Below are 23,130 nucleotides of genomic sequence, written 5' to 3'. Positions count from 1 at the left end.
ATGGATCGCAAGCGTATCGATCAGGCGGCAGCGCAGGCGGGGATCGCTGCCGATTTTATCAATGCCCACGGCAAGCGGCAGGCGATTGAACCGGAGACCAAGCGCAAGCTGTTGGCGGCCATGAATCGGGCCGATGGCGCGCAGGAAGGCGCGGCATCACCGTTACCGGCGGTCAAGGTGTTCTATCAGGGCGCGCCGCTGGCGTTGACCCCGGCGGGTGAAGGCGAGTACCTGTGGGCGCTGCAGCGTGAAGACGGCGAATGCCTGCAGGGGCGCGTCGGCGCGCGCAAGACCCTGACGCTGCCCGGCGATCTGCCGATGGGGTACCACCAATTGACGCTGAGCCAGGGCGAGCAGCAGTGGCCATGCCGAGTGATCGTCGCGCCGAGACGCTGCTTCGAGCCGGACGCCTTGCTGACCGGCAAGAAACTGTGGGGCGCCTGCGTTCAGCTGTATACGCTGCGTTCCGATCGCAACTGGGGCATCGGCGATTTCGGCGATCTGCGCCTGATGGTGGAGCAGGTGGGGGAACGCGGCGGTGCCTTCGTCGGCCTCAATCCGATCCATGCGCTGTATCCGGCCAACCCGGAGAGCGCCAGCCCCTACAGCCCCTCATCGCGCCGCTGGCTGAATCTGGCGTATATCGACGTCAATGCGGTGGAGGATTTCCAGCGCAGCGACGCGGCGCAGCGCTGGTGGCAGAAGCCGGCGACGCAGAAGCAGCTGGCCAAGGCGCGCGCCGCGGAGTGGGTGGACTACACCGCCGTGATGCAGCTGAAGCTGGCGGCGCTGAAGCTGGCGTTCCCGCTGTTTCAGGCGCGCCAGCCGAACGACGCGCAGCGTCAGGCGTTCGAGCAGTTCGTGGCTGAGGGGGGCGACAGCCTGTATCAGCAGGCGGCGTTTGATGCGCTGCATGCCCATCTGGCGGCCAAAGACGCCAGCCAGTGGGGCTGGCCGGCCTGGCCCGAGCGCTATCGGCAGGGGCAGAGCGACGCGGTGCGGCAGTTTTGCGCCGAACATCAGGACGCGGTCCGCTTTTACCTGTGGCTGCAATGGCTGGCGGCCACCCAGTTCGCGCAGTGTTTTGACCAGAGCAGGCAGCAGCAGATGCCGATTGGCCTGTATCGCGATCTGGCGGTCGGGGTGGCGGAAGGCGGGGCGGAAACCTGGTGTGACCGTGAGCTGTACTGCCTGAAAGCGTCGGTCGGGGCGCCGCCGGATATTCTGGGGCCGCTGGGGCAAAACTGGGGCCTGCCGCCGATGGATCCGCACGTGATGGCGGCGCGCGGGTATCAACCGTTCATCGATCTTTTGCGCGCCAACATGACCAGCTGCGGCGCGCTGCGCATCGATCACGTCATGGCGCTGCTGCGGCTGTGGTGGATCCCGTATGGCGAAACCGCCGATCGCGGCGCCTATGTCAAATACCCGGTGGACGATCTGCTGGCGGTGCTGGCGCTGGAAAGCCAACGCCACCGCTGCATGGTGATCGGCGAGGATCTCGGCACGGTGCCGGTGGAGATCGTCGGCAAGCTGCGCGACAGCGGCGTCTACTCCTACAAAGTGCTCTATTTCGAAAGCGACGGTGAGCACCATTTCCGTGCGCCGCAGGCCTATCCGGTGCAGGCGATGGCGACCATCACCACCCACGATCTGCCGACGCTGCGTGGCTACTGGCAAAGCGACGATCTGACGCTCGGCAATCGGCTGGGCCTTTACCCGGATGCGGAGATCCTGCAGGCGCTGTTCGCCGATCGGGAACGCGCCAAACAGGGGTTGCTGGACGGATTGCATCGCTATGGCTGCGTGCCGCAGAAGGTAGGCAAGAAGGCGGCGCTGCTCGGCATGAGCCCGCTGCTCAACCGCGGCCTGCAGCGTTATGTCGCCGACAGCGCCAGCGCCTTGCTCGGCCTGCAGCCGGAAGACTGGCTGGATATGGCCGATCCGGTCAACATTCCCGGCACCAGCGATCAATACCCTAACTGGCGGCGCAAGCTGACCCAGACGCTGGAGGAGATGTTCGCCGACCCGCGGATAAACCGGCTGCTGAAGGATTTGGACAAGCGCCGACGCAAGGTATCGGTGGGTTGAAAACGACAATGCCGGAACGGGTTCCCCCTTCCGGCATTGTGTTATCTACCGTGGCGCGAACGCCGGGTATCAATAGTAGGAGTGCTCGCCGCGCTGGTGCTCGGTCAGGTCACGCACGCCCTTCAGCTCCGGGAATTTCTGCAGCAGCTCTTTCTCGATGCCTTCTTTCAGCGTGACGTCCACCATCGAACAGCCGTTGCAACCGCCGCCGAACTGCAGAATAGCCATGTTGTCGTCGGTGATCTCCATCAGCGTTACGCGGCCGCCGTGGCCCGCCAGCTGCGGGTTGATCTGCGACTGCAGCACGTATTCCACGCGCTCCATCAGCGGTGCGTCGTCATCGACCTTGCGCATCTTGGCGTTCGGCGCCTTCAGCGTCAGCTGAGAACCCAGCTGGTCGGTCACGAAGTCGATTTCGGCGTCTTCCAGATACGGCGCGCTCAGCTCATCGACATAGGCGGACAGTTTGTCGAACTTCAGTTCGGTATCCGTCGCTTCTACCGCGTCCGGCGGGCAATAAGAGACACCGCATTCGGCCGTCGGCGTGCCCGGGTTGATCACGAATACGCGGATTTGGGTGCCTTCTTCTTGATTTGCCAGCAGTTTGGCAAAGTGTTCCTGTGCAGCATCTGTTATACGGATCATAGCATTAGCTCAATAGTTGACTTCTATAGTCGGTTATAATACGCCCATTGCCGTGGCACTACAACGTGCGGCAAACGCACCATATCTGCACCGAGGCGGCGCCTTGCCGCCGCAGCAGCGCCGCGATCGCCGCGACGGTGCTGCCGGTGGTCACCACGTCATCCACCAGGGCGATATGCCGGCCGGCGACCGGCACGGTACAGGCGAACGCGCGCTGCAGATTGCGTCTGCGGGCAGAGGCGCTCAGCCGCTGTTGCAGGGCGGTTTTGCGCACCCGGCGCAAGGCGGCGGGCCGATAGGCGCAGCCCAGCCAGCGCGCCAGCGGCCGGGCCAGCAGATCGCTCTGATTATAGCCACGGCGCCAGCAGCGTGATGCATGCAAGGGTACCGCTAAAATCAGGTCGGGTCTGTTCAGATACTGCTCTCTTCGCGCCTGCTGCCACCGCAGCAGCATCAGGCGCGCCAGCGTCGGCGCCAGCTCGGGCGCGCGGTGGAACTTGAACCTTTTTACCAGTTGGCTGAGCGGCGCAACGTAGTCGCCGACGAACACCAGCCGCTGCCAGGGCGGCGGCCGTTGCAGGCAGCGGCCGCAGGGCATTTGCGTCTCGCCGGCGGGCAATCCGCAGCGCGGGCAACACGGAGGGTTGACCGGCAGATGGCGCAGGCAGCAACTGCAGATGCCATGACGCACCAGGCTCAACGGCTGTCGGCATAGCCAACAGCGGCTGCGGATTGATAGCATAGGGTCTCCGACACGGATAAGCATGAAAGGACAGTAACCAATGACAGCGCTGTACTGGCAAACAATAGGCGAAGGCGAACGCGATCTTGTGCTGCTGCACGGCTGGGGATTGAACGCCGAAGTGTGGAGTTGCATCCAGGCGCGACTGACGCCGCATTTTCGCCTGCATCTGGTCGATCTGCCGGGATACGGCCGCAGCCAGGGGTTCGGCGCCCTGTCGCTGGAGCAGATGACGGATATCGTGCTGGCGGCCGCCCCGCCGCAGGCCTGGTGGCTTGGCTGGTCGCTCGGCGGGCTGGTGGCCAGCCAGGCGGCGCTGATGCAGCCCGGGCGGGTCAAGGGGCTTATCACCGTGGCCTCCTCGCCGTGTTTTGCCGCTCGCGATGCGTGGCCGGGGATCCGCCCGGACGTGCTGAGCGGTTTCCAGCATCAGCTGAGCCTGGATTTCCAGCGCACCGTCGAGCGTTTTCTGGCGCTGCAAACGCTGGGCACCGAGAGCGCGCGTCAGGATGCGCGCCAGCTGAAAGCGGTGGTGCTTAACCAGCCGACGCCGAGCGTCGAGGTGTTGAACGGCGGGCTGGAGATCCTGCGCACCGCCGATCTGCGCGCGCCGCTGGCGGAGTTGAATCTGCCGCTGCTGCGGATTTACGGCTATCTGGACGGGTTAGTGCCGCGCAAGGTCGCCGAGCTGCTCGATGCCGCCTGGCCGAACTCCACGTCGCAGATCGTGGCCAAAGCCGCCCATGCGCCGTTTATCTCTCATCCCGATGAATTTGTGACGATGATCGAAGCGTTTATTGCAGCACATTGAATGCAGCGGGAAAACGCACGATAGAGCGCGAAAAAAAACGCTGCCGGGTGGATAAAAGACAAAGCTGTTCAATACTTAGTGAGTCAATGCGTTGGCTGCAAAATGAAAAGACCGCGTGCGGCGCTTTTCATTTTGGCGTTTCGTCTCTGGGAAACGGGCCCCGTCAGGGAAAGCAACGAGGCCTGAGGATGTCGCGGCAGCCTGCGGTACTACGCATGGATTTTTGACGGCTTTCATAACAGATAAATTATCCATTGAGAGGTTAGTGTCATGAAATCATTGAAGATGATTATTGCAGCGGCAGTGCTGGGTTCGGTGTCTTTCGGCTCCATGGCGGCAACCCTGCTGACCAAGGAAGATCTGGATAAGAACCCGGGTAAATACGAGAAGATCGGCACCGTCACCACGACGGCGGAAACCACGTCACCGATGGACGCCAAGGAAGAGCTGTCCAAACTGGCTGACGAAAAGGGCGGTCAATACTACGTGATCCTGGCAGGCCGCGAACACGGTAAATTCAGCGCCATCGCCGAAGTTTACAAAGACAAACAATAAGCCTTGAACGGTAATGGGGCGCCCGTCATTGGCGCCCCTTATCTTCAGGCTTTCAGTCGGTAGAACACCGTGCTGCACCCCTGGCCCTGCGGGCAGCTTTTGCAGCCGCAGCTCAAACAGGCGCCGTCATCCTGTTCGATGCGCTCCACTTTCCCCATCGCCGTCAAACGATCCAGCATCGCCTGCACCAGCGGCAGCGGCGTCGCCAGCGATTGGCTGAGCTGCTGCGCCTGGGCGCTGCCGCGCAGCGCCAGCGCATCGCGCACCTGCAGCAGCCCGGCCATCAGTGACAGCTCCCTTTGGCGCCCTGACAACAGGCCGCCGGCGTGGCGTTGCCCAGGCGCACCGTGACGCGGCTGCGCGCCCGGCGCAGGCCGAACAGCACCAGCAGATTCACCAGCAGCACCGCCAGGATCGCCGTCAGGCTGTACTGCGGGTGTTGGTTGAAGGTCGCCGCTTGGTAGAACAGCGTCGCCAGTGAGTAGGCCACGTTCAGCCCCCACAGGATGGAGAATGTCATCCAGCCGCGGCTCGATTCGCGGGCGATGGCGCCCATCACCGAGACGCAGGGCACATACAGCAGCACGAAGATCAGATAGCTGTAGGCGGAGATGCCGGAGCCGAATTTGCTGCTCATCACGCCCATCGAGCCGACGCCCATCTCGCCATCGCCCTTGCTGGCTTCGATCGGGTTGGACAGCACGCTCAGGCTGAAGGTGTTTTTCAGGCCGTCCCAGGTTTCCTGCAGCGCGCCGCCCAGCTCATCGAGCAGGTTGAAGTTGGCGGCGTCGAACGCCTCTTTGTTGATGTGCTCGGCGGTATACAGCGTATTCAGCGTGCCGACCACCACTTCTTTCGCCATCGCGCCGGTCACCAGGCCGACGGTGGCCTGCCAGTTATCGCGGTGGACGCCCATCGGCTGCAGCAACGGCGTCAGCACCTTGGAAACCGTGGCCAGCGCGGAGTCGTTGATGTTGTCGACCGTTTTGCCGCTGAACGAGAAGCTGTTCAGGCCGCCGATGAATATGCTGGCCACCACGATCACCTTACCGGCGCGCAACACGAAGCCTTTCAACCGCTGCCAGGTTTGCAGCAGCAGGCTTTTCAGGTGCGGCACGTGGTAAACCGGCAACTCCATCACGAACGGCGAGGCTTCGCCGCGCATGAGGGTGTATTTGAGTACCAGGCCGGTGAGGATCGCCACCGCGATACCGAGCATGTACAGCGAGAACACCACCCCTGCGCCGTCCTGGCCAAAGAAGGCGGCGGCGAATACCGCGAAGATCGCCAGCCGGGCGCCGCAGGACATGAACGGCGCCATCATGATGGTGATCAGGCGCTCGCGTTGGGCGTCCAGCGTGCGGGCGCCCATGATGGACGGCACGTTGCAGCCGAAACCGACGATCAGCGGCACAAAGGATTTGCCCGGCAGCCCGAGCGCCTGCATCAGGCGATCCATCACGAACGCCGCACGCGCCATGTAGCCGGAGTCTTCCAGGAACGACAGGAACAGGTACATCATGCCGATCTGCGGCACCAGCGGCAGCACGGTGTTGATGCCGCCGCCGACCCCCTGCGCCAGGAAAACGGTCAGCCAGTCGGGGAAGTGCAGGGTGTAGCCGAGCCACTGAATGCCCTGAATGAAGATCGCCGCCGAGCCGATATCGAAGATCGGCTGCAGCGCGCCGCCGATGTTGATCGCCAGCAGGAACATCAGGTACATCACCAACAGGAAGATCGGTACGCCCAGCCAGCGGTTGAGGATCACTTTATCCAGCATGTCGGTCAGGCGGTTGGGCATCGCCTGCTGCGAGTTGCTGACCGCGTCGCTCAGGGTGGCGATAGACTGGTAGCGCGCGTCGGCGATCACCAGCGCCGGGTCTTCTTGCTGCTGCTGTTGCAACGCCTGAATGGCCGCAGGCAGCAGCGCGACGGCGGGACCGGCCAGCCGGTGGCTGTAGATGTCGCCTTCCAGCATCTGCAATGCCAGCCAGCGGCGTTGCACCGCCGGCAGCGTTTGCGGCATGGCATCGCTCAGCGTGGCGACCGCTTTCAACAGCAACGGCGGGTAGTTCACCAGCGCCTGCTGTTCGTTGATGCGATGATTGTCGATCATCTGTTTCAGCACGCCGATGCCGTCGGCGCGGGTGGAGATCATCGGCACTACCGGGCAGCCGAGGCGTGCCGACAGCGCGGCGACGTTGATATCGATATGCTGGCTTTTGGCGATGTCGAGCATGTTCAGCGCCACGATGCAGGGAATGCCCAGCTCCAGCAGCTGCAGCGTCAGGTAGAGATTGCGCTCCAGGTTGGAGGCATCGACCACGTTGATCAGCAGATCGGCGTCGCCGCTCAAAATGTAGTGGCAGGCGATCTGCTCATCGAGCGAGGTTTGCTCTGAAATGGTGGTCAGGGAGTAGGTGCCGGGCAAATCGACCAGCCGCACGTCGGACTGCGGGGTAGTGAAATGGCCTTCTTTGCGTTCGACCGTCACGCCCGCCCAGTTGCCGACCCGTTGGCGTGCGCCGGTCAGCTGGTTGAACAGCGTGGTTTTGCCGGAGTTCGGGTTACCGATTAAGCCGATGGTGAGTTTTTTCATAGTTCAGCGTGTCGTCTTCAAGGAGAGCCGCGCCGGCGCAAGGGCGCGTCGGCAAATGGAGGCGCGCCGGTTCAGGACTGGCCGTCGAGCTGCAGCAGCGCCAGATCCTTCCTGCGCAGCACCAGGCTGACGCGGCGAGTTTTTATTTCTATCGGATCGCCCAGCGGCGCGACGCGCACCACGTCGAACGAAGAGCCGGGCAGCATGCCGAGCGATAACAGTTTCTGGCGGTAGGCCGGTGCAATTTCACCGGAAAAGCCGACAATCTTATATGTGTGTTTAGGTTGAAGCTGCATGTGATTAACCTTCCGGGTGCCGATGAACATCGGGCTGATGATAATTGGACGTTGCCGGCGAAAATGCCACGCCGTCGGCGGTATTCATCCATAAGGTCATGCAATAAAGTGAGCGCAAATAATAGTAATTATCATTATCGAATTCAATACAAAAAATAGGGGTATTGTAACCAATTATTATGGCGCCGACAGTTTTTGGTTGTGTCGTCTTGATAAGCCCCGTTTTACCACTGCTTTTACTCGGCGACAAATGAGAATGGTGAGTTAAATCAGTTGCGTATTTGTAGCCGAGTTTTCTCGTTTGCAAATATTGATGGCGTTTTTCCCTTATTTATTTCTGATAAAAGGCAATTCAATAACATTATTCCGCCGTAATACGAGCGGTAACCATTTGTGTTTCGCTCACAATTCGCAAAATGAAAAATGCGTGTTAACGACGTTGTTAATAAACGGCTGCAGAAGGGATGTTTGCCGCTTTAACAATGAGAGGGCGGTCACGCAGCAACGGGAAATAAAAAGATGAAGGTTTATTGAGACGGGTCAAAAAATGCCGCAAGTTTTCTTTCTCGGAAAGGGCGGAGCAGGCTCCGCCCTGTCGGTTCCGACTTAGCGTTTCTTGCCGAATGCCGCCGCCAGCGCGTCGCCCATGGCGCTGTTGCCGGCCGGCGCCGCGTTGCGCGGTTTGGCCTTGTTGCCGCCTGCCGAACGGTTGGCGTTGTCGCGCGTCTGGGCAGGCGCGTTGCCGCCGCGGCGCGGTGAACCCTCGCCCGGTTGCTCATCCAGGCGCATGCTCAGCGCAATGCGTTTACGCTGCAGATCGACTTCCATCACCTTCACTTTGACGATGTCGCCGGCTTTCACCACGGTGTGCGGATCTTCGACGAATTTGTCCGCCAGCGAGGAGATGTGCACCAGGCCGTCCTGATGCACGCCGATATCCACGAAGGCGCCGAAGTTGGTGACGTTGGTCACCGAGCCTTCCAGGATCATGCCCGGCTGCAGATCGTTGAGGGTTTCCACGCCTTCGGCGAAGGTGGCGGTTTTGAACTCCGGACGCGGATCGCGGCCCGGCTTCTCCAGCTCTTTCAGAATGTCGGTGACCGTCGGCACGCCGAACTTGTCGTCGGTGAAATCAACCGCTTTCAGGCTGCGCACCGCCGAGGCGTTGCCCATCAGGTCCTGCAGCGCCTGCTCGGTGGCGGCCAGGATGCGTTGCACCACCGGATAGGCTTCCGGGTGAACGGTGGAAGCATCCAGCGGGTTGTCGCCGTGGTTGATGCGCAGGAAGCCGGCGCACTGTTCGAAGGCCTTCGGCCCCAGACGGCTGACCTTCAGCAGCTGTTCACGGTTGCTGAAGCGGCCGTTCTCATCGCGCCAATTGACGATGTTCTGCGCCATCATGCGCGTCAGGCCGGCCACGCGGGTCAGCAACGGCACCGACGCGGTGTTCAGATCGACGCCGACGGCGTTTACGCAGTCTTCCACCACCGAGTCCAACTTTTTCGCCAGCTGGCTCTGGCTGACGTCGTGCTGATACTGGCCGACGCCGATGGATTTCGGGTCGATCTTCACCAGCTCCGCCAGCGGATCCTGCAGGCGGCGAGCGATGGACACCGCGCCGCGCAGCGATACGTCGAGATCCGGGAATTCCTGCGCCGCCAGTTCAGACGCGGAATACACCGACGCGCCCGCTTCGCTGACGATCACTTTCTGCGCCCGGACTTCGCCGAACTGCTTTTGCAGGTCGAGATAGAAGCGCTCGGTTTCACGTGAAGCGGTGCCGTTGCCGATGGCCACCAGCTCCACGTTGTGTTTGATGCACAGCGCCGCGACGATGGCGGCGGCTTTCGCCGCTTGCCCGGTGTGCGGGTAGACGGTGTCGGTGGCGACCAGTTTGCCGGTCGCGTCGACCACGGCGACTTTCACTCCGGTGCGCAGGCCCGGATCGAGGCCCATGGTGGCGCGCATGCCGGCCGGCGCGGCCATCAGCAGGTCATGCATATTGCGGGCGAAAACGTTGATTGCTTCATCTTCCGCGCGCTCGCGCACCGTGCCCATTAGCTCGGTTTCCAGGTGCAGCAACACCTTGATGCGCCAGGTCCAGTTGACCACCGCCTTGCGCCAGGCGTCGGCCGGGGCGTTGTTCAGGCGCAGGTTGAGGTGATTGATGATGATCAGCTCCGCCTGGCTTTCGCGCGGGGCTTCCTCAAACTGCGGATCGGCGTTCAGCGCCAGCTGCAGCACGCCTTCGTTGCGGCCGCGGAACATCGCCAGCGCGCGGTGTGAAGGCACCTGAGAAATCGGTTCGTGGTGATCAAAATAGTCGCGGAACTTGGCGCCTTCTTCTTCCTTGCCTTCGACCACTTTGGACACCAGATGGGCGTTTTTCCACAGGTAGTCGCGCACCTTGGCCAGCAGCGCGGCGTCTTCGGCGAAGCGCTCCATCAGGATATAGCGCGCGCCGTCGAGGGCGGCTTTCACGTCCGCCACGCCCTTGTCGGCGTCGACGTAGCGTTCAGCCAGTTGTTCCGGCTGCTGTTGCGGATCCTGCCACAGCGTATCCGCCAGCGGTTCCAGGCCGGCTTCGATGGCGATCTGGCCACGGGTGCGGCGCTTCGGTTTGTACGGCAGGTAGAGGTCTTCGAGTTCGGTCTTGCTCAGCGTGGCGTTGATCGCCCCCGCCAATTGTTCAGTCAGTTTGCCCTGTTCATCGATCGACTTCAGGATGGTCTGGCGACGATCTTCTAGTTCACGCAGATAACCCAGGCGGGTTTCCAGCTGGCGCAGTTGGGTGTCGTCCAGGCCCCCGGTGACTTCCTTACGATAGCGTGCAATAAAGGGCACGGTATTACCTTCATCCAGCAGACGGATGGCGGAGTCGACTTGCTCCGGCCGGGCCTGCAGTTCTGTTGCAATAATGCGGCTCAGTGGGTCATTCATAGGTCTGGTATCTGTATTGAGATCGGTGAATAAACAGGGGACAGTTATACGGATTGATCGGGGAAAATGCCAGCGAAGCGGGCCGCCGCCGCGCGGCCGCGGCATGGAGAACAGCGCAGACGGCGGCGTTGGCGGCGGTTAGGAAAAAGCTGAAAGCTTACTTCGGGTAGTTTATCTCGTTAACGTACCACTGCGCCTCGCCCAGCGGGGTATTGACGGTGGCGACGTCCCCGACCTCTTTTTTCAGCAGGGCGCGCGCCATCGGCGCATCGATGGAGATGTAATCCTTGCGGCCGAAAATCTCGTCGTAACCGACGATGCGAAAGCGTTTGGTTTCGCCGTCTTCGTTCTCCACCTCTACCCAGGCGCCGAAGAACACTTTGCCTTCCTGCTGCGGTGAATAATCGACGATCTTCAACTGCTCCAGGCATTTGGTCAGATAGCGGACGCGGCGATCGATCTCGCGCAGCCGCTTCTTGTTGTACTGGTAATCGGCGTTTTCGCTTCTGTCGCCCAGGCTGGCGGCCCAGGTCACTTTCTTGGTCACCTCGGGGCGTTCTTCGCGCCAGAGGTAATCCAGCTCTTGTTTGAGCTTGTCATACCCTTCACGGGTTATCAGTTGAGTTCTCATCGTGATTTATCTTTATGGGGCCACCGCCACAGTGTACGTGAATGCGGGGGGCTTTAGAAATGGCGCGCGGGCCTGTGCCTTGTCGCACGGTTTTTATTCAGTTTGCGCAGCTTTTAACGATCGGGAGTATGCTTAGCGTAGCGGAAAAGGAATGTGACGAAAGGAGGATATCTGGCGAGAGAGACAAGGAATTTTGGCGCACAACCCAACACATTGAAGGTATTACCGCATGGAATTTAAAGATTACTACGCCACGATGGGCGTTGAGCCCAACGCCGATCTGAAAACCATCAAAACGGCCTACCGTCGGCTGGCGCGTAAATATCACCCTGACGTGAGCACTGAAGACGATGCCGAAAGCAAGTTCAAGGAAGTGGCCGAAGCCTATGAGGTGCTGAAGGACGAGGAGCGCCGCGCCGAGTACGATCAGATCCGGCTGCACCGCAACGATCCGAACTTTGGCCGCCAGGCGCGCGGCGATCGCGGCGGCTATCAGCAGAGCGCTTCATGGCACGGCGGCGGCGCCGACGCGCAAGACTTCTCCGATTTCTTCGAAAGCATGTTCGGCGGGCGGGCGGCGGGCGGGCATCGCTCTGCTTCGCACTCGCACGGCGGGCATGGCTTCCGCGGCCAGGATCTGGAGATGGAGGTGCCGCTGTTCCTCGAGGAAACGCTGCATGGCCAAAGCCGCGAGATTTCCTACAAGTTGCCGGTGTACGACGAACTGGGGAGGCAGGTAAGCGAAGCCAGCAAGACGCTGAACGTGAAAATTCCGGCCGGCGTGGGCGACGGCGAGCGCATTCGCCTCAAGGGGCAGGGCGTTGCCGGCGTGGGCGGCGGCCAGAACGGCGACCTGTATCTGGTCATCCGCCTTGCGCCGCATCCGCTGTTCGAGATCGACGGCCACAACCTGAGCATCGTGGCGCCGCTCGCTCCGTGGGAAGCGGCGCTCGGCGCCAGCATTGAGGTGCCGACGCTGACCGGCAAAATCGCGCTGACCGTGCCGGCCGGCAGCCAGAGCGGCAAACGGCTGCGGGTCAAGGGCAAAGGGCTGGCGGGCAAGAAAGAGCCCGGCGATCTGTATGTCATTCTCAAGGTGGTGATGCCGCCGAAGCCGAACGAGAAGGCCAGCGCCCTGTGGCGGGAACTGGCTGAACAGGCGGCGTTCAACCCGCGCGCGGAATGGGAGTAAAGCAGATGATGAAAAAAGAGATCACTTTCACCGTGGTGGAATTGTGTCAGAGGGTGGAGATTTCAGAGGACGAGCTGGTCGAGATCGTCGGCCTGGGCGTTATCGTGCCGCTGGAGCCGGCGCAGCCGCGCTGGGAGTTTGATTATCCGGCGCTGAGCCACCTGCAGCGCGCGCGCAGGCTGCGTGCCGAGCTGGATCTGGATTGGCCGGGGATCGCCATGGCGCTGACGTTGCTCGATCGGGTTGATGCGTTGCAGCAAGAGAACCGGCAGTTGCGCCGGCAGCTGGCGCGTTTCCTGCAGACTTCCTGATCCGACAGCTAAACGCCACCGGTCGGTTCGCCGGTGGCGAAATTGTGCAAAATTGGGCCGTCACCCCACATTGCGCCGATAAAGGGCGAAATTTTAACGAACCCCCGTCGACATTCACTGAAAATTGTTGATAAATGGGGAAAAGAATAAGCTTTGTAACAATTTCGTCTAGAATACATACCATTAAACGCTGTCTCAAATGGCAAGGTTTTCTAACAATATTCGAGTCAGGCAATAAAGCCTTTGGGAGTAATACCATGCAAGAGAATCATAAGATCCTGGTTGTCGATGATGACATGCGCCTGCGCGCGCTTTTAGAACGTTATTTAACCGAGCAGGGCTTCCAGGTTCGCAGCGTTGCCAACGCTGAGCAAATGGATCGCTTGCTGACTCGTGAATCCTTCCATTTGATGGTGCTCGATCTGATGTTGCCGGGTGAAGACGGCCTGTCCATCTGCCGCCGCCTGCGCAGCCAGAGCAACCCGATGCCAATCATTATGGTCACCGCCAAAGGCGAAGAGGTCGATCGCATCGTGGGGCTGGAAATCGGCGCCGACGACTACATTCCTAAACCGTTCAACCCGCGTGAGCTGTTGGCTCGTATCCGCGCGGTGCTGCGCCGTCAGGCGAACGAACTGCCGGGCGCGCCTTCGCAGGAAGAGGCGGTGATCGCGTTCGGCAAATTCAAACTGAACCTCGGCACCCGCGAGATGTTCCGCGAAGACGAACCGATGCCGTTGACCAGCGGCGAGTTCGCGGTACTGAAGGCGCTGGTCAGCCACCCGCGTGAACCGCTGTCGCGCGATAAGCTGATGAACCTGGCGCGTGGCCGCGAATACAGCGCCATGGAACGCTCCATCGACGTGCAGATCTCTCGCCTGCGCCGCATGGTTGAAGAAGATCCGGCGCATCCGCGTTATATCCAGACCGTGTGGGGTCTCGGCTATGTCTTCGTACCGGACGGCAGCAAGGCATGAGGCGATTGCGCTTTTCACCGCGTAGCTCGTTTGCCCGAACCCTGTTGTTGATCGTCACCTTGCTGTTCGTCAGCCTGGTGACGACCTATCTGGTGGTGCTGAACTTCGCCATCCTGCCCAGCCTGCAGCAGTTCAACAAGGTATTGGCCTACGAAGTGCGTATGCTGATGACCGATCGGCTGCAGCTGGAAGACGGCACGTTGCTGGAAGTGCCGCCGGCGTTCCGCCGTGAGATCTACCGCGAACTGGGCATCTCTCTCTACACCAACTCGGCGGCGGAGGAGAGCGGCCTGCGCTGGGCGCAGCACTACCAGTTCCTCAGCCAGCAGATGGCGCAGCAGCTCGGCGGGCCGACCGATGTGCGGGTGGAGGTGAACAAGAACTCCCCGGTGGTGTGGCTGAAAACCTGGCTGCAGCCCGATATCTGGGTGCGCGTGCCGCTGACGGAAATCCACCAGGGCGACTTCTCGCCACTGTTCCGCTATACGCTGGCGATCATGCTGCTGGCGATCGGCGGCGCCTGGCTGTTTATTCGTATTCAAAACCGCCCGCTGGTGGAGCTGGAACATGCGGCGCTGCAGGTGGGCAAGGGCATTATTCCGCCGCCGCTGCGCGAGTATGGCGCTTCCGAAGTGCGGTCGGTGACTCGCGCATTCAATCAGATGGCGTCGGGCGTCAAGCAACTGGCGGATGACCGCACGTTGCTGATGGCCGGGGTCAGCCACGACCTGCGCACGCCGTTGACGCGCATCCGGCTGGCGACGGAGATGATGAGCGCCGAAGACGGCTATCTGGCCGAGTCGATCAATAAAGACATCGAAGAGTGCAACGCCATCATCGAGCAGTTCATCGATTATCTGCGCACCGGGCAGGAAATGCCGACCGAAAGCAGCGATCTGAACGCCATTTTAGGCGAAGTGGTCGCGGCCGAGAGCGGCTATGAGCGGGTGATTGAAACCGCGCTGTCGCCGGGCGAGCTGATGATGAATGTGCATCCGCTGTCGATTAAGCGGGCGGCGGTGAATATGGTGGTGAACGCGGCGCGTTACGGCAATGGCTGGATCAAGGTCAGCAGCGGCCGTGAGCTGCAGCGCGGTTGGTTCCAGGTGGAAGATGACGGTCCGGGCATCAAACCGGAAGAGTTGAAGCACCTGTTGCAGCCGTTCGTACGCGGTGACAGCGCGCGCAGCACCAGCGGCACCGGTCTGGGGCTGGCGATCGTGCAGCGCATTATCGACGCGCATGACGGCGAACTGGATATCGGCACCAGCGAGCGCGGCGGGCTGTTGATCCGCGCGTATATTCCGTTGCCGATGGAGAAAAAAGAGTCGACCAACGGCCATCAAACGGCCAGGGAAAACGCCTGACCTCTGGTGTGGGCCGCGCCGCTGCGGCCCCGTCAGGACTTTCTGCTCATCACGTAGTATTCCGCCGCATCTTCATGCAACCGACGGCCGGTCGGCGCCTGCCACGGATCGATTAACTCGATGCCGCAGTGGAGGAAGTCTTTGGTATTGCGGGTGGCCAGGGCGGCGCCGTAATGCAGGCAGGTGGCGGCGATTTGGGTATCGGGCATGCTCATCGCTTTACCCAGCAGCCGATTCCTTGCCGTCAATTCCGCGTATTGCATCGCGCACAGCCCATCAAACGGCAATATCTGCCCCTCGAACTTCAATTCAATGGCGTCTGCCAATTTCAGCTTGAGATCCCGCTGGCGCTTGCCGTCAGGCATGCAGGCCACGCCGCTGAACAGTTCGGCGAGGACAATGGCGCTGAGATAGAGCTCGTCATTGTCCTTTTCATTTAACCAGTTAATGACGTTGTAGTACGGGCTGGGACGCAGCGTTTCTGAAATGACGTTGGTGTCGATAATGATCATGCGTTGTCATCTTCATCATCAAAGGTGACGATGCGTGGCGGCACGGCGTCACGCGGTGGGATCTCCAGCTCAACGCCGCCGAATTCGGCGAAGTGCTGATGCATCCAGGTACCCAATCCATAGCGCGGCGGCTTTTTCACCAGCGCCTGTTTCAGGATCATGCGCGCTTCCTCTTCCATGGAGTGGCCGTTTTTCGCCGCTGAGATACGCAGCAGCTCTTTGATTTCGTCGTCCAGATTTCTGACGGTGATAGTCGCCATTTAAACCTCCTTTGCTATCAATGATTGCATTGACTTATTTTCTCGTCTTGCCGATTAAAAAGCAATCAATTGAAATAAAAAAAGGCGCGGGATCCGCGCCTTAGCTGAAGAGGTAATGCTACCGAATTACAGCTTCGGGCCGGCGCTGACCAGCGCGGCGCCCGCAGGCGTGTCGGTGTATTTGTCGAAGTTGGTGATGAAGCGCTCGGCCAGATCCTGCGCTTTTTCCTGCCACTGCTCGAGGCTGGCGTAGGTATTGCGCGGATCGAGGATCTCCGGATTCACGCCCGGCAGCGCGGTCGGCATCGCCAGATCGAAGATCGGCAGAGTGACGGTTTCCGCCTTGTCGATCTCACCGCTCAGGATGGCGTCGATGATGCCGCGCGTATCTTTGATCGAGATGCGTTTGCCGGTGCCGTTCCAGCCGGTGTTGACCAGGTAAGCCTGGGCGCCGGCGGCCTGCATGCGTTTCACCAGCACTTCGGCGTACTGCGTCGGGTGCAGCGACAGGAACGCGGCACCGAAGCAGGCGGAGAAGGTTGGCGTCGGTTCGGTTACGCCGCGCTCGGTGCCGGCCAGTTTGGCGGTGAAGCCGGACAGGAAGTGGTACTGAGTCTGGTTGGCGGTCAGACGCGATACCGGCGGCAGCACGCCGAAAGCGTCGGCGGTCAGGAAGATCACCTTGGTGGCGTGACCCGCCTTGGACACCGGCTTGACGATGTTCTGGATATGATAGATCGGGTAAGAAACGCGGGTGTTTTCGGTTTTCGAACCGTCATTGAAGTCGATGCTGCCGTCGGCCAGCACGGTGACGTTTTCCAGCAGCGCATCGCGTTTGATGGCGTGGTAGATGTCCGGCTCGGCTTCTTCAGACAGCTTGATGGTCTTGGCGTAGCAGCCGCCTTCGAAGTTGAACACGCCGTCGTCGTCCCAGCCGTGCTCGTCATCGCCGATCAACTGACGCTTAGGATCGGTGGAGAGGGTGGTCTTGCCGGTGCCGGACAGGCCGAAGAACACCGCCACGTCGCCTTTCTCGCCCACGTTGGCCGAGCAGTGCATCGAGGCGATGCCTTTCAGCGGCAGCAGGTAGTTCATCATCGAGAACATGCCTTTCTTCATTTCGCCGCCGTACCAGGTGCCGCCGATCAACTGCATGCGCTCGGTCAGGTTGAAGGCGACGAAGTTCTCCGAGTTCAGGCCTTGCTGCTGCCAGTTCGGGTTGGTGCATTTGGCGCCGTTCATCACCACGAAGTCCGGTTCGAAGTCAGCCAGCTCTTCGTCGCTCGGGCGGATAAACATGTTTTTCACGAAGTGCGCCTGCCAGGCCACCTCGGTGATGAAGCGCACTTTCAGGCGCGAGTCGGCGTTAGCGCCGCAGAAGGTATCCACCACGAACAGGCGCTTGCCGGACAGTTGTTCGGTGACCAGGTGTTTCAGATCGGCCCACACTTCCGGGCTGAGGGGTTTGTTGTCGTTCTTGCCTTTGCCCTGATCGGCCCACCACACGGTATCGCGGGTGATGTCGTCGCGGACGATGTATTTGTCTTTCGGCGAACGGCCGGTGAAGATGCCGGTATCGACGGAGACGGCACCCAGCTTGGTGACTACCCCACGCTCAAAACCTTCCAGAGATGGGTCTGTTTCTTCCTTAAACAGCAGTTCATAGCTCGGGTTGTGAACGATTTCGCTAACGTCGTGAATGCCGTAAGCGGCCAGATCCTGAGGGGTTATACCTTTAACGCGCATGTTACTACTCCTTGGTCACAGAATTTCTGGCGGCAATTGTAGGGATCTAACGGTGCGTAACCGCGATGGGTATCAAATATTTAACGTTTTAGGCGGTATTTCGTTACGATCTGAGAGATAGCACACGGAAAAAAGCAAACGTGCAAACGGCGGGCGTTGGCGGGCGCCGGGCGCGCCCGCCGAAAGGGTGTAACTTAGTGCAACTGGTCGCTTTCGCCGGTGTTACCTGCATACAGCGCGGCAACATCAACCGGGTCAAAGATATAGTGGCTGCCACAGTAGTCGCAGTGCATGTCGATATTGCCGTCCTGCTCCAGCATGTCCGCCACTTCGTCGGTCGGCAGGGTCAGCAGCGCGTCGGCGCAACGCTGGCGAGAACAGGTGCAGCGGAACTGCACGTCCTGCGGTTCGTACAAGGTGACCTCTTCCTGATGGTACAGGCGGTACAGCACTTCGTTGGCCGGCAGGCCGAACAGCTCTTCGCTTTTGACCGTGTTGGTCAGTTGCACCAGATGATCGAAATCATCGAGGTTGCCGTCCTGCGCCGGCAGCACCTGCAGCAGCATACCGGCCGCCGCGGCGTTGCCTTCCGCTTCGCCGGTGCGGATGAACAGGCGGGTTGGCAGCTGTTCGGACTGGCGGAAGTAGGCTTCCAGGCATTCGGCCAGGGTTTCACCTTCCAGGCCGACGACGCCCTGATAGCGCTCGCCTTCCGTCGGGGAAATGGTGATGACCATGACGCCGTTGCCGATCATCTGATGCAAGGTGCTGTCGTCGGCGATAGGCGCCTGGGTGCGCGCAACGCCGCGCATCTCCTGGCGGTTGTTGCCGTTGATCACCGCCAGCTTCAGCGGGCCGTCGCCTTGCAGCTGAACGGTGATGTCGCCGTCGAACTTCAGGGTCGCGGTCAGCAGACTGGTGGCGACCAGCAGCTCGCCCAGCAGTTTTTGTACCGGCGCCGGGTAGTCGTGGTTATTCAGGATCTGCTGATAGGTTTCGCTGACGGTAACCAGCTCGCCGCGCACCGCGTAGTTTTCAAACAGGTAACGGTGCAATTGGTCATGGTTGGACATAATCTTCTCTCATTGCGGTGAGGGGTTATTCCGGCTCACCAAATTTAAATTTTATCAGATCGCGCCGCTCCTTTTTGTCCGGACGACGGTCCGGATGCGGCATGGTCAACGCGTTCATCTTGCGCGCCAGCGCCATTTTTTCGCGGTTGGCGATGCTGGCTTCGGTTTCCTGATACATTTGCTGCGCCTCGCTGGCGCCGCGGCGTTGGCTGGTCAGCGCCAGCACGATCACCGTACGTTCTTCGTTGCCCTGCCGCAGCTTGAGCTCGGCGTTAAGTTCGACAATCTTGCTCGGCTTGCCACGCTGGCCGTTGTAATGCACCTTGCCGCCGTCGATCATTTCGCGCGCCAGCGCGCGGGTCTTGTAGAAGCGTGCGGCCCACAGCCACTTATCCAGCCGGACCGCGTCGTCGCGCGTCGCTTTTTCCTTCATGCTTCCCCCTTGGCCAGCGCCGGTATCAGCAGGCGATAGTCGCGCATCGACGGATGGCGCTGGAAGCTTTTCTCCGCCGTGCTGGAGTCCGGGTTTTGCACGCCCAGGCAGTAACGAATGCCGAAAGTGCGCGCCGCGTCGAGGATCGGCTCGCCGTCGTCGACGAACAGCGTGCGCTGCGGGTTGAACCCGGTGTGCTGTTGCACCGCCTGCCACAGACGCTGATCTTCTTTCGGATAACCAAATGTGTGGGTGGAAAACAATAAATCAAGGTGCCGATCCAGACCGGTATGCTCGATTTTCACCGCCAGGCTGTGCGGATGGGCGTTGGTCAGCAAAATGGTTTGCAGGCCGGCGCCGCGCAGCGCCCGTAAAAATGGCTCGGTGTCCTCGCGCAGCCGGGCGCGGCTGCCCACTTCGCTGGTCATGCGGTAGATATCCAGATCCAACCGCTCGCTCCAGTAATCGAAGCAATACCAATTCATGGTGTGCTGCACCGCCTGATATTCCCGCTCAATAATATTGCGGGCTTCGTCAAACGGAATGGCGCGCCTTTCGCTCAGCGCTTGCGGCACCAGGCTGAGCCAAAAGTGGCTGTCGAATTCCAGATCCAGCAAGGTGCCGTCCATATCCAGCAGCACGGTATCGATCTGCGGCCAATCAAACTCGGGAACCATAAAAACTCCACGGGCGAACCGACGGGCGGTCCGCAGATGAGAATAATAGCGTTAGCGTAGCATAAGCAGATGACAGGGCGCAGGCCCCGGCGTCAGGTTCAGGGCATCGGCCGCATCGACATCGGATTGAGCTGCGGGTTGAAGCAGCTGTCGTAGTAACGTTGGATATCGGCGACGCGGTGTTGATTGATGCGCCGACGCTGCACCAGCCGCCAGGCGTTATAGCCCAGGCTGACGACCACCGCCAGCAACAGCAGGCTGGTGCCGAGGTAGCGCCACAGGGTGATCATGTCCGGTTCGCTGTGCAGCGCCACGTGGCGGGTGCCGTTGGCATCGACGCTGAGGCTGGTGATCACCCCCTGAGCCTGGAACGGGGTATGCAACAGCAGAGTGGAAAGGCGCTGCAGCTCATTCCACTGGTCGAGGGCGTTGTATTCGCTTTGCGGCACCGAGGATTGCGGGTGGCTGACCAGTTGGCGGCCTTCGTCGCTGCGGATCAGGAAACCGCCCGGTGGCGGGCTGTTGAGCGCCGCGGCGGCCAGGCGCGTTTCATTGAAGATGAACGATGACGTGGCCACTTTGGTCAGGCTTTCCAGTGACTCGGCGCTCACCGGGCGCAGCAGGACGTTGACGCCTTGCAGCGCGCCGGACCTGGCGCGTTTCATCAGGCCGCTCCAGTTTTTGGCGTTGCCCAGGTTGACCAAGGCGTTTTTTAACCGCACGCAGTCGTTTTCTGCCTGACATAGATCCTGCGTTTTCAAAACGATATCAGAGAAGTCATCCAACAGGATCATGCCGGATTTCTCGATGGCGCTGGCCAGCTGCGGGTTGACCTTCTGATCGGCGCCGCTCGGATGCAGCTGGCTGTTGACCGTGGCCAGCAGGGCCGTCGCTTTGTCTATGACTTCCGATTCCGGCTGCGGCAGCGGGGCGGCGTTGTTCCAATAGATGCCGGAGCAGTCGAACGGCGCAAAATTGACGGTACCGCCACCGTTGGCCGGCGGCGGCACATAGCACATGCCGCTGCCGCGCACTTTCAGCGTGTCGCCGATGCGCAGCGGCGTGGCTTCCAGGGCCTGCACGCTGGTCACTTCCACTTTTTGCGCACCCTGCAGCCAGGCCATGCTGAGGGTCAGCGGCAGGTTGAGCGGGATATAGATCAACAGCAACAGCAGTACCAGCGCCGAGCTGGCGACCAGCACCGCGTTGCGGCCCCACTGCTGCAGCGGGAAATTCTTCACTTCGTCATGAAGCGAGAGGAAGCGCCCCTGGCGCACTACCTGCCGATTGAGGTAGACGTCCACATCGGTGGTCTTGCCCAGATCCTGAGTCAGGTACGGCTGCCAATGCGGTGGGTAGATAAGATCGATGATGCCGAGCGAAATGTTGCTGATCTGCCCCTGATCGGACTCGCCGAACAGGCCCCAGCGCTTCGGCGTGCCGCGCAGGCAGTGGATCTCTTTCAGCTCACGCGACGCCGGATGGCGGAACAGGTTCCAGCATCCCCAGGCGATCATCAGCACCGCCACAAAAATCATCCAGGGGATAACCAGCACCGGGCTTATCAGGCTGAAGAACAGCAGCAGCAGTGCGGCGGAGATGATGACGGCTTCGCGGATGCCGTTCGGCCGGTTCAGCGCATGCTCTTCCGGCGTTTCCTTGCGAATATTGACCAGCTCGACATGCTCGCTCTCTTCCTTGCGGATGGACGCGTTTTTGGTCGGCGTGGCGGCCACCACCGGCGGCTGCGGCCGATCGTGAATGTGATCTTTCAGCGAGTGCCCGTTGAGCGAAATCACCAGCGGCAGCGTCTGGGTTCTGATCACTTCCACATGGTTGTCGGCGGTGATATAGGGTTCCCAAAACGGCGGCAGATGCACCTCTTCCGCGTCGAGGTAATAGCGCCATTTATTGGGATCGTCGCTGGCCAGCCCGTAGCGGGTGATGGCGTGCGTGACCGGATATACGTTATCGCTTTGCGGGGTGAGCGCCAGTTTGGCCGCAGGCAGCGTAGCGCCGCCGCCGGGCAACAGTTTGTTGCTCAGTTTGTTTTGCTGACTGAGATAGAACTCGACCGCGGCGCGCTCTTCGTCGGTCAGCTTGCGGTGGGCAGGCTTGATAAACGGCAATGCGTGCGCCAGCGCCGACGGGTTGCGGGCCTTGAACCACAGGTACAGGCCGGCGGCAATCAGGCAGACAAGCACTAAGGCCAATATCAACACTATTGTGCTCATGCAATCCCCATCTCACACCCGTGAATTTCGCCAACCTGATGAAAAGCTGAATATTATACGGAGTAAACCGCCAGGAGGCACCCAGAACTAATGAGGGAACAAACAGATTCTCGCTCTGGATCTCATTCCTTCATGACGCAAGGCCATTTTATCACTGATTCTTGCCTGCGTGATACTAGCAACCGGCCTCTGTCGTCGATATCGGTATTATCCTATTTTCTTGCGCGCTGTTTGCTGAATCAGTACGGAAAATCGCCGGCCGCTGGCTACGCTTGTTAAAAGAAAGTAAATTACTGTTCATGCGCGTTGCGGCGGAGCTTGCCCTTAACGCACAATGTGATCAGGATCGAATTTGGTCAGCGTTTGAGCGCCAACGAGCCGTGCGTTACGCCAATCATTTTTTCGGTTGCCCCGTCCGCGCCTGGGTAACCTCTTTGAGGCAATCATGGATAAACACCTGCAAAAACCTAAAATTCTGAAAGTGGAAACGGTCGCGCGTTCGCGTTTGTTTAACGTCGAGTCGGTCGATTTGGAATTCAGCAACGGTGTTCGGCGGGTGTATGAGCGCATGCGGCCTTCGGATCGCGAAGCGGTGATGATCGTGCCGGTGATTGGCGATGACCTGCTGCTGATCCGCGAATATGCGGTCGGCACCGAATCCTATGAGCTGGGGTTCCCGAAAGGGCTGATCGATCCCGGTGAAGGGGTGCTGGAGGCGGCCAACCGCGAGCTGATGGAAGAGGTGGGGTACGGCGCGAAACGCTTTGATTTTCTCAGTAAGCTGACGATGGCGCCGTCCTACTTTTCCAGCAAAATGAATATCGTGCTGGCGCACGATCTCTATCCGCAGAGCCTGGAAGGGGATGAGCCGGAGCCCTTGCCGCAGGTGCGCTGGCCGATCGCCAACATGATGGCGCTGCTGGCGGAACCGGATTTCCGTGAGGCGCGCAACGTCAGCGCGCTGTTCCTTTCCGAGGCATTTTTGCGCGCGTCGCGCTGATACGCTTCACGCCGAATAAAAAAAGGGCCAGATTTCTC

General features: G+C 60.5%; 22 protein-coding genes. 8 read left to right on the top strand and 14 right to left on the bottom strand.

Annotated elements, in window-relative coordinates; genetic code table 11:
* Positions 1-2,091, top strand: coding sequence for a 4-alpha-glucanotransferase (gene malQ / locus ACJ8IJ_RS21955; protein ID WP_286093648.1), 2,091 nt, complete (start codon positions 1-3; stop codon positions 2,089-2,091).
* 69 nt (positions 2,092-2,160) lie between these two features.
* Here malQ and nfuA read toward each other — a convergent pair whose 3' ends face one another.
* Together nfuA and gntX are read right to left on the bottom strand one after the other, a co-directional pair.
* Positions 2,161-2,736, bottom strand: coding sequence for a Fe-S biogenesis protein NfuA (nfuA, locus tag ACJ8IJ_RS21950; RefSeq protein ID WP_004930777.1), 576 nt, complete (start codon positions 2,734-2,736; stop codon positions 2,161-2,163).
* A gap of 58 nt (positions 2,737-2,794) precedes the next feature.
* Positions 2,795-3,478 carry a DNA utilization protein GntX gene (gene gntX, locus ACJ8IJ_RS21945; protein ID WP_033645623.1) on the bottom strand — a complete coding sequence of 228 codons (684 nt, stop codon included), beginning with the start codon at positions 3,476-3,478 and terminating at the stop codon, positions 2,795-2,797.
* A gap of 40 nt (positions 3,479-3,518) precedes the next feature.
* Between gntX and bioH the strand changes: the two genes are divergently transcribed.
* Positions 3,519-4,289 carry a pimeloyl-ACP methyl ester esterase BioH gene (gene bioH / locus ACJ8IJ_RS21940; protein ID WP_004930771.1) on the top strand — a complete coding sequence of 257 codons (771 nt, stop codon included), beginning with the start codon at positions 3,519-3,521 and terminating at the stop codon, positions 4,287-4,289.
* Between the two features lie 270 nt (positions 4,290-4,559).
* On the top strand, positions 4,560-4,844 hold the full coding sequence (locus tag ACJ8IJ_RS21935; protein ID WP_004930765.1) for a YdgH/BhsA/McbA-like domain containing protein: 285 nt from the start codon (positions 4,560-4,562) through the stop codon (positions 4,842-4,844).
* 44 nt (positions 4,845-4,888) lie between these two features.
* Here the strand turns inward: ACJ8IJ_RS21935 and ACJ8IJ_RS21930 are convergent, their stop codons facing one another.
* From ACJ8IJ_RS21930 to greB, 5 genes are all read right to left on the bottom strand, one after another.
* Positions 4,889-5,128: a FeoC-like transcriptional regulator gene (locus ACJ8IJ_RS21930; RefSeq protein ID WP_442518912.1), complete on the bottom strand. Its 240-nt coding sequence runs from the start codon at positions 5,126-5,128 to the stop codon at positions 4,889-4,891.
* The gene (gene feoB, locus ACJ8IJ_RS21925) at positions 5,128-7,443 is read right to left on the bottom strand and encodes a Fe(2+) transporter permease subunit FeoB (protein WP_442518911.1); all 2,316 of its coding nucleotides are present in this window, start codon (positions 7,441-7,443) and stop codon (positions 5,128-5,130) included. Before feoB ends, ACJ8IJ_RS21930 begins: the two co-directional genes overlap by 1 nt.
* Positions 7,444-7,514: 71 nt before the next feature.
* Positions 7,515-7,739: a ferrous iron transporter A gene (gene feoA / locus ACJ8IJ_RS21920; protein ID WP_004930752.1), complete on the bottom strand. Its 225-nt coding sequence runs from the start codon at positions 7,737-7,739 to the stop codon at positions 7,515-7,517.
* A gap of 606 nt (positions 7,740-8,345) precedes the next feature.
* Positions 8,346-10,679 carry a Tex family protein gene (locus ACJ8IJ_RS21915; RefSeq protein WP_021504764.1) on the bottom strand — a complete coding sequence of 778 codons (2,334 nt, stop codon included), beginning with the start codon at positions 10,677-10,679 and terminating at the stop codon, positions 8,346-8,348.
* A gap of 157 nt (positions 10,680-10,836) precedes the next feature.
* On the bottom strand, positions 10,837-11,310 hold the full coding sequence (gene greB, locus ACJ8IJ_RS21910) for a transcription elongation factor GreB (protein ID WP_004930745.1): 474 nt from the start codon (positions 11,308-11,310) through the stop codon (positions 10,837-10,839).
* Positions 11,311-11,539: 229 nt separating this feature from the next.
* Here greB and cbpA point away from each other — a divergent pair, with 229 nt between their 5' ends.
* The 4 genes from cbpA (at position 11,540) to envZ (ending at position 15,157) form a co-directional block, all read left to right on the top strand.
* Entirely contained in the window at positions 11,540-12,502 is a 963-nt protein-coding gene (cbpA, locus tag ACJ8IJ_RS21905) for a curved DNA-binding protein (RefSeq protein WP_004930742.1), read from the top strand.
* A gap of 5 nt (positions 12,503-12,507) precedes the next feature.
* Complete coding sequence (locus ACJ8IJ_RS21900) at positions 12,508-12,813, top strand: chaperone modulator CbpM (RefSeq protein WP_004930739.1); 306 nt, start codon at positions 12,508-12,510, stop codon at positions 12,811-12,813.
* A 257-nt stretch (positions 12,814-13,070) separates the two neighbouring features.
* Positions 13,071-13,790, top strand: a complete 720-nt coding sequence (ompR, locus tag ACJ8IJ_RS21895; protein ID WP_004709363.1) for an osmolarity response regulator transcription factor OmpR — start codon at positions 13,071-13,073, stop codon at positions 13,788-13,790.
* Positions 13,787-15,157, top strand: coding sequence for a two-component system sensor histidine kinase EnvZ (gene envZ / locus ACJ8IJ_RS21890; RefSeq protein WP_015379311.1), 1,371 nt, complete (start codon positions 13,787-13,789; stop codon positions 15,155-15,157). The genes ompR and envZ overlap by 4 nt, the downstream gene beginning before the upstream one ends.
* A gap of 32 nt (positions 15,158-15,189) precedes the next feature.
* Here the strand turns inward: envZ and ACJ8IJ_RS21885 are convergent, their stop codons facing one another.
* The 7 genes from ACJ8IJ_RS21885 to ACJ8IJ_RS21855 form a co-directional block, all read right to left on the bottom strand.
* Positions 15,190-15,669, bottom strand: coding sequence for a type II toxin-antitoxin system VapC family toxin (locus ACJ8IJ_RS21885; protein WP_004930733.1), 480 nt, complete (start codon positions 15,667-15,669; stop codon positions 15,190-15,192).
* Positions 15,666-15,929: a FitA-like ribbon-helix-helix domain-containing protein gene (locus tag ACJ8IJ_RS21880; RefSeq protein WP_004930730.1), complete on the bottom strand. Its 264-nt coding sequence runs from the start codon at positions 15,927-15,929 to the stop codon at positions 15,666-15,668. Before ACJ8IJ_RS21880 ends, ACJ8IJ_RS21885 begins: the two co-directional genes overlap by 4 nt.
* A gap of 126 nt (positions 15,930-16,055) precedes the next feature.
* On the bottom strand, positions 16,056-17,675 hold the full coding sequence (gene pckA, locus ACJ8IJ_RS21875; protein WP_015379308.1) for a phosphoenolpyruvate carboxykinase (ATP): 1,620 nt from the start codon (positions 17,673-17,675) through the stop codon (positions 16,056-16,058).
* 194 nt (positions 17,676-17,869) lie between these two features.
* Complete coding sequence (gene hslO / locus ACJ8IJ_RS21870) at positions 17,870-18,748, bottom strand: Hsp33 family molecular chaperone HslO (protein ID WP_280631137.1); 879 nt, start codon at positions 18,746-18,748, stop codon at positions 17,870-17,872.
* A gap of 25 nt (positions 18,749-18,773) precedes the next feature.
* The gene (gene hslR / locus ACJ8IJ_RS21865) at positions 18,774-19,181 is read right to left on the bottom strand and encodes a ribosome-associated heat shock protein Hsp15 (protein WP_442518910.1); all 408 of its coding nucleotides are present in this window, start codon (positions 19,179-19,181) and stop codon (positions 18,774-18,776) included.
* A complete protein-coding gene (gene yrfG, locus ACJ8IJ_RS21860; protein ID WP_004930298.1) occupies positions 19,178-19,858 on the bottom strand; it encodes a GMP/IMP nucleotidase in 681 nt (226 codons plus the stop codon). Before yrfG ends, hslR begins: the two co-directional genes overlap by 4 nt.
* Before the next feature lie 98 nt (positions 19,859-19,956).
* Entirely contained in the window at positions 19,957-22,092 is a 2,136-nt protein-coding gene (locus ACJ8IJ_RS21855) for an intracellular growth attenuator family protein (protein WP_442518909.1), read from the bottom strand.
* Positions 22,093-22,537: 445 nt separating this feature from the next.
* Between ACJ8IJ_RS21855 and nudE the strand changes: the two genes are divergently transcribed.
* Entirely contained in the window at positions 22,538-23,092 is a 555-nt protein-coding gene (gene nudE / locus ACJ8IJ_RS21850; RefSeq protein ID WP_015379304.1) for an ADP compounds hydrolase NudE, read from the top strand.
* Positions 23,093-23,130: the final 38 nt, after the last annotated feature.

Origin of the sequence: Serratia sp. CY40230 (genome assembly GCF_052168835.1) — a bacterium.
Lineage (GTDB): Bacteria > Pseudomonadota > Gammaproteobacteria > Enterobacterales > Enterobacteriaceae > Serratia > Serratia nematodiphila.
This window is presented reverse-complemented; position numbering and strand designations above follow the sequence as displayed.

Bases quoted from the DNA above. Each gene is read 5' to 3' on its own strand.
- cbpA (WP_004930742.1), top strand. From the start codon at position 11,540: ATGGAATTTAAAGATTACTACGCCACGATGGGCGTTGAGCCCAACGCC.
- envZ (WP_015379311.1), top strand. From the start codon at position 13,787: ATGAGGCGATTGCGCTTTTCACCGCGTAGCTCGTTTGCCCGAACCCTG.
- feoA (WP_004930752.1), bottom strand. From the start codon at position 7,739: ATGCAGCTTCAACCTAAACACACATATAAGATTGTCGGCTTTTCCGGT.
- ACJ8IJ_RS21855 (WP_442518909.1), bottom strand. From the start codon at position 22,092: ATGAGCACAATAGTGTTGATATTGGCCTTAGTGCTTGTCTGCCTGATT.
- hslR (WP_442518910.1), bottom strand. From the start codon at position 19,181: ATGAAGGAAAAAGCGACGCGCGACGACGCGGTCCGGCTGGATAAGTGG.
- ACJ8IJ_RS21930 (WP_442518912.1), bottom strand. From the start codon at position 5,128: ATGGCCGGGCTGCTGCAGGTGCGCGATGCGCTGGCGCTGCGCGGCAGC.
- malQ (WP_286093648.1), top strand. From the start codon at position 1: ATGGATCGCAAGCGTATCGATCAGGCGGCAGCGCAGGCGGGGATCGCT.
- nudE (WP_015379304.1), top strand. From the start codon at position 22,538: ATGGATAAACACCTGCAAAAACCTAAAATTCTGAAAGTGGAAACGGTC.
- ACJ8IJ_RS21880 (WP_004930730.1), bottom strand. From the start codon at position 15,929: ATGGCGACTATCACCGTCAGAAATCTGGACGACGAAATCAAAGAGCTG.
- ompR (WP_004709363.1), top strand. From the start codon at position 13,071: ATGCAAGAGAATCATAAGATCCTGGTTGTCGATGATGACATGCGCCTG.
- ACJ8IJ_RS21935 (WP_004930765.1), top strand. From the start codon at position 4,560: ATGAAATCATTGAAGATGATTATTGCAGCGGCAGTGCTGGGTTCGGTG.
- gntX (WP_033645623.1), bottom strand. From the start codon at position 3,478: ATGCTATCAATCCGCAGCCGCTGTTGGCTATGCCGACAGCCGTTGAGC.
- yrfG (WP_004930298.1), bottom strand. From the start codon at position 19,858: ATGGTTCCCGAGTTTGATTGGCCGCAGATCGATACCGTGCTGCTGGAT.
- pckA (WP_015379308.1), bottom strand. From the start codon at position 17,675: ATGCGCGTTAAAGGTATAACCCCTCAGGATCTGGCCGCTTACGGCATT.
- ACJ8IJ_RS21885 (WP_004930733.1), bottom strand. From the start codon at position 15,669: ATGATCATTATCGACACCAACGTCATTTCAGAAACGCTGCGTCCCAGC.
- feoB (WP_442518911.1), bottom strand. From the start codon at position 7,443: ATGAAAAAACTCACCATCGGCTTAATCGGTAACCCGAACTCCGGCAAA.
- ACJ8IJ_RS21900 (WP_004930739.1), top strand. From the start codon at position 12,508: ATGATGAAAAAAGAGATCACTTTCACCGTGGTGGAATTGTGTCAGAGG.
- greB (WP_004930745.1), bottom strand. From the start codon at position 11,310: ATGAGAACTCAACTGATAACCCGTGAAGGGTATGACAAGCTCAAACAA.
- hslO (WP_280631137.1), bottom strand. From the start codon at position 18,748: ATGTCCAACCATGACCAATTGCACCGTTACCTGTTTGAAAACTACGCG.
- bioH (WP_004930771.1), top strand. From the start codon at position 3,519: ATGACAGCGCTGTACTGGCAAACAATAGGCGAAGGCGAACGCGATCTT.
- ACJ8IJ_RS21915 (WP_021504764.1), bottom strand. From the start codon at position 10,679: ATGAATGACCCACTGAGCCGCATTATTGCAACAGAACTGCAGGCCCGG.
- nfuA (WP_004930777.1), bottom strand. From the start codon at position 2,736: ATGATCCGTATAACAGATGCTGCACAGGAACACTTTGCCAAACTGCTG.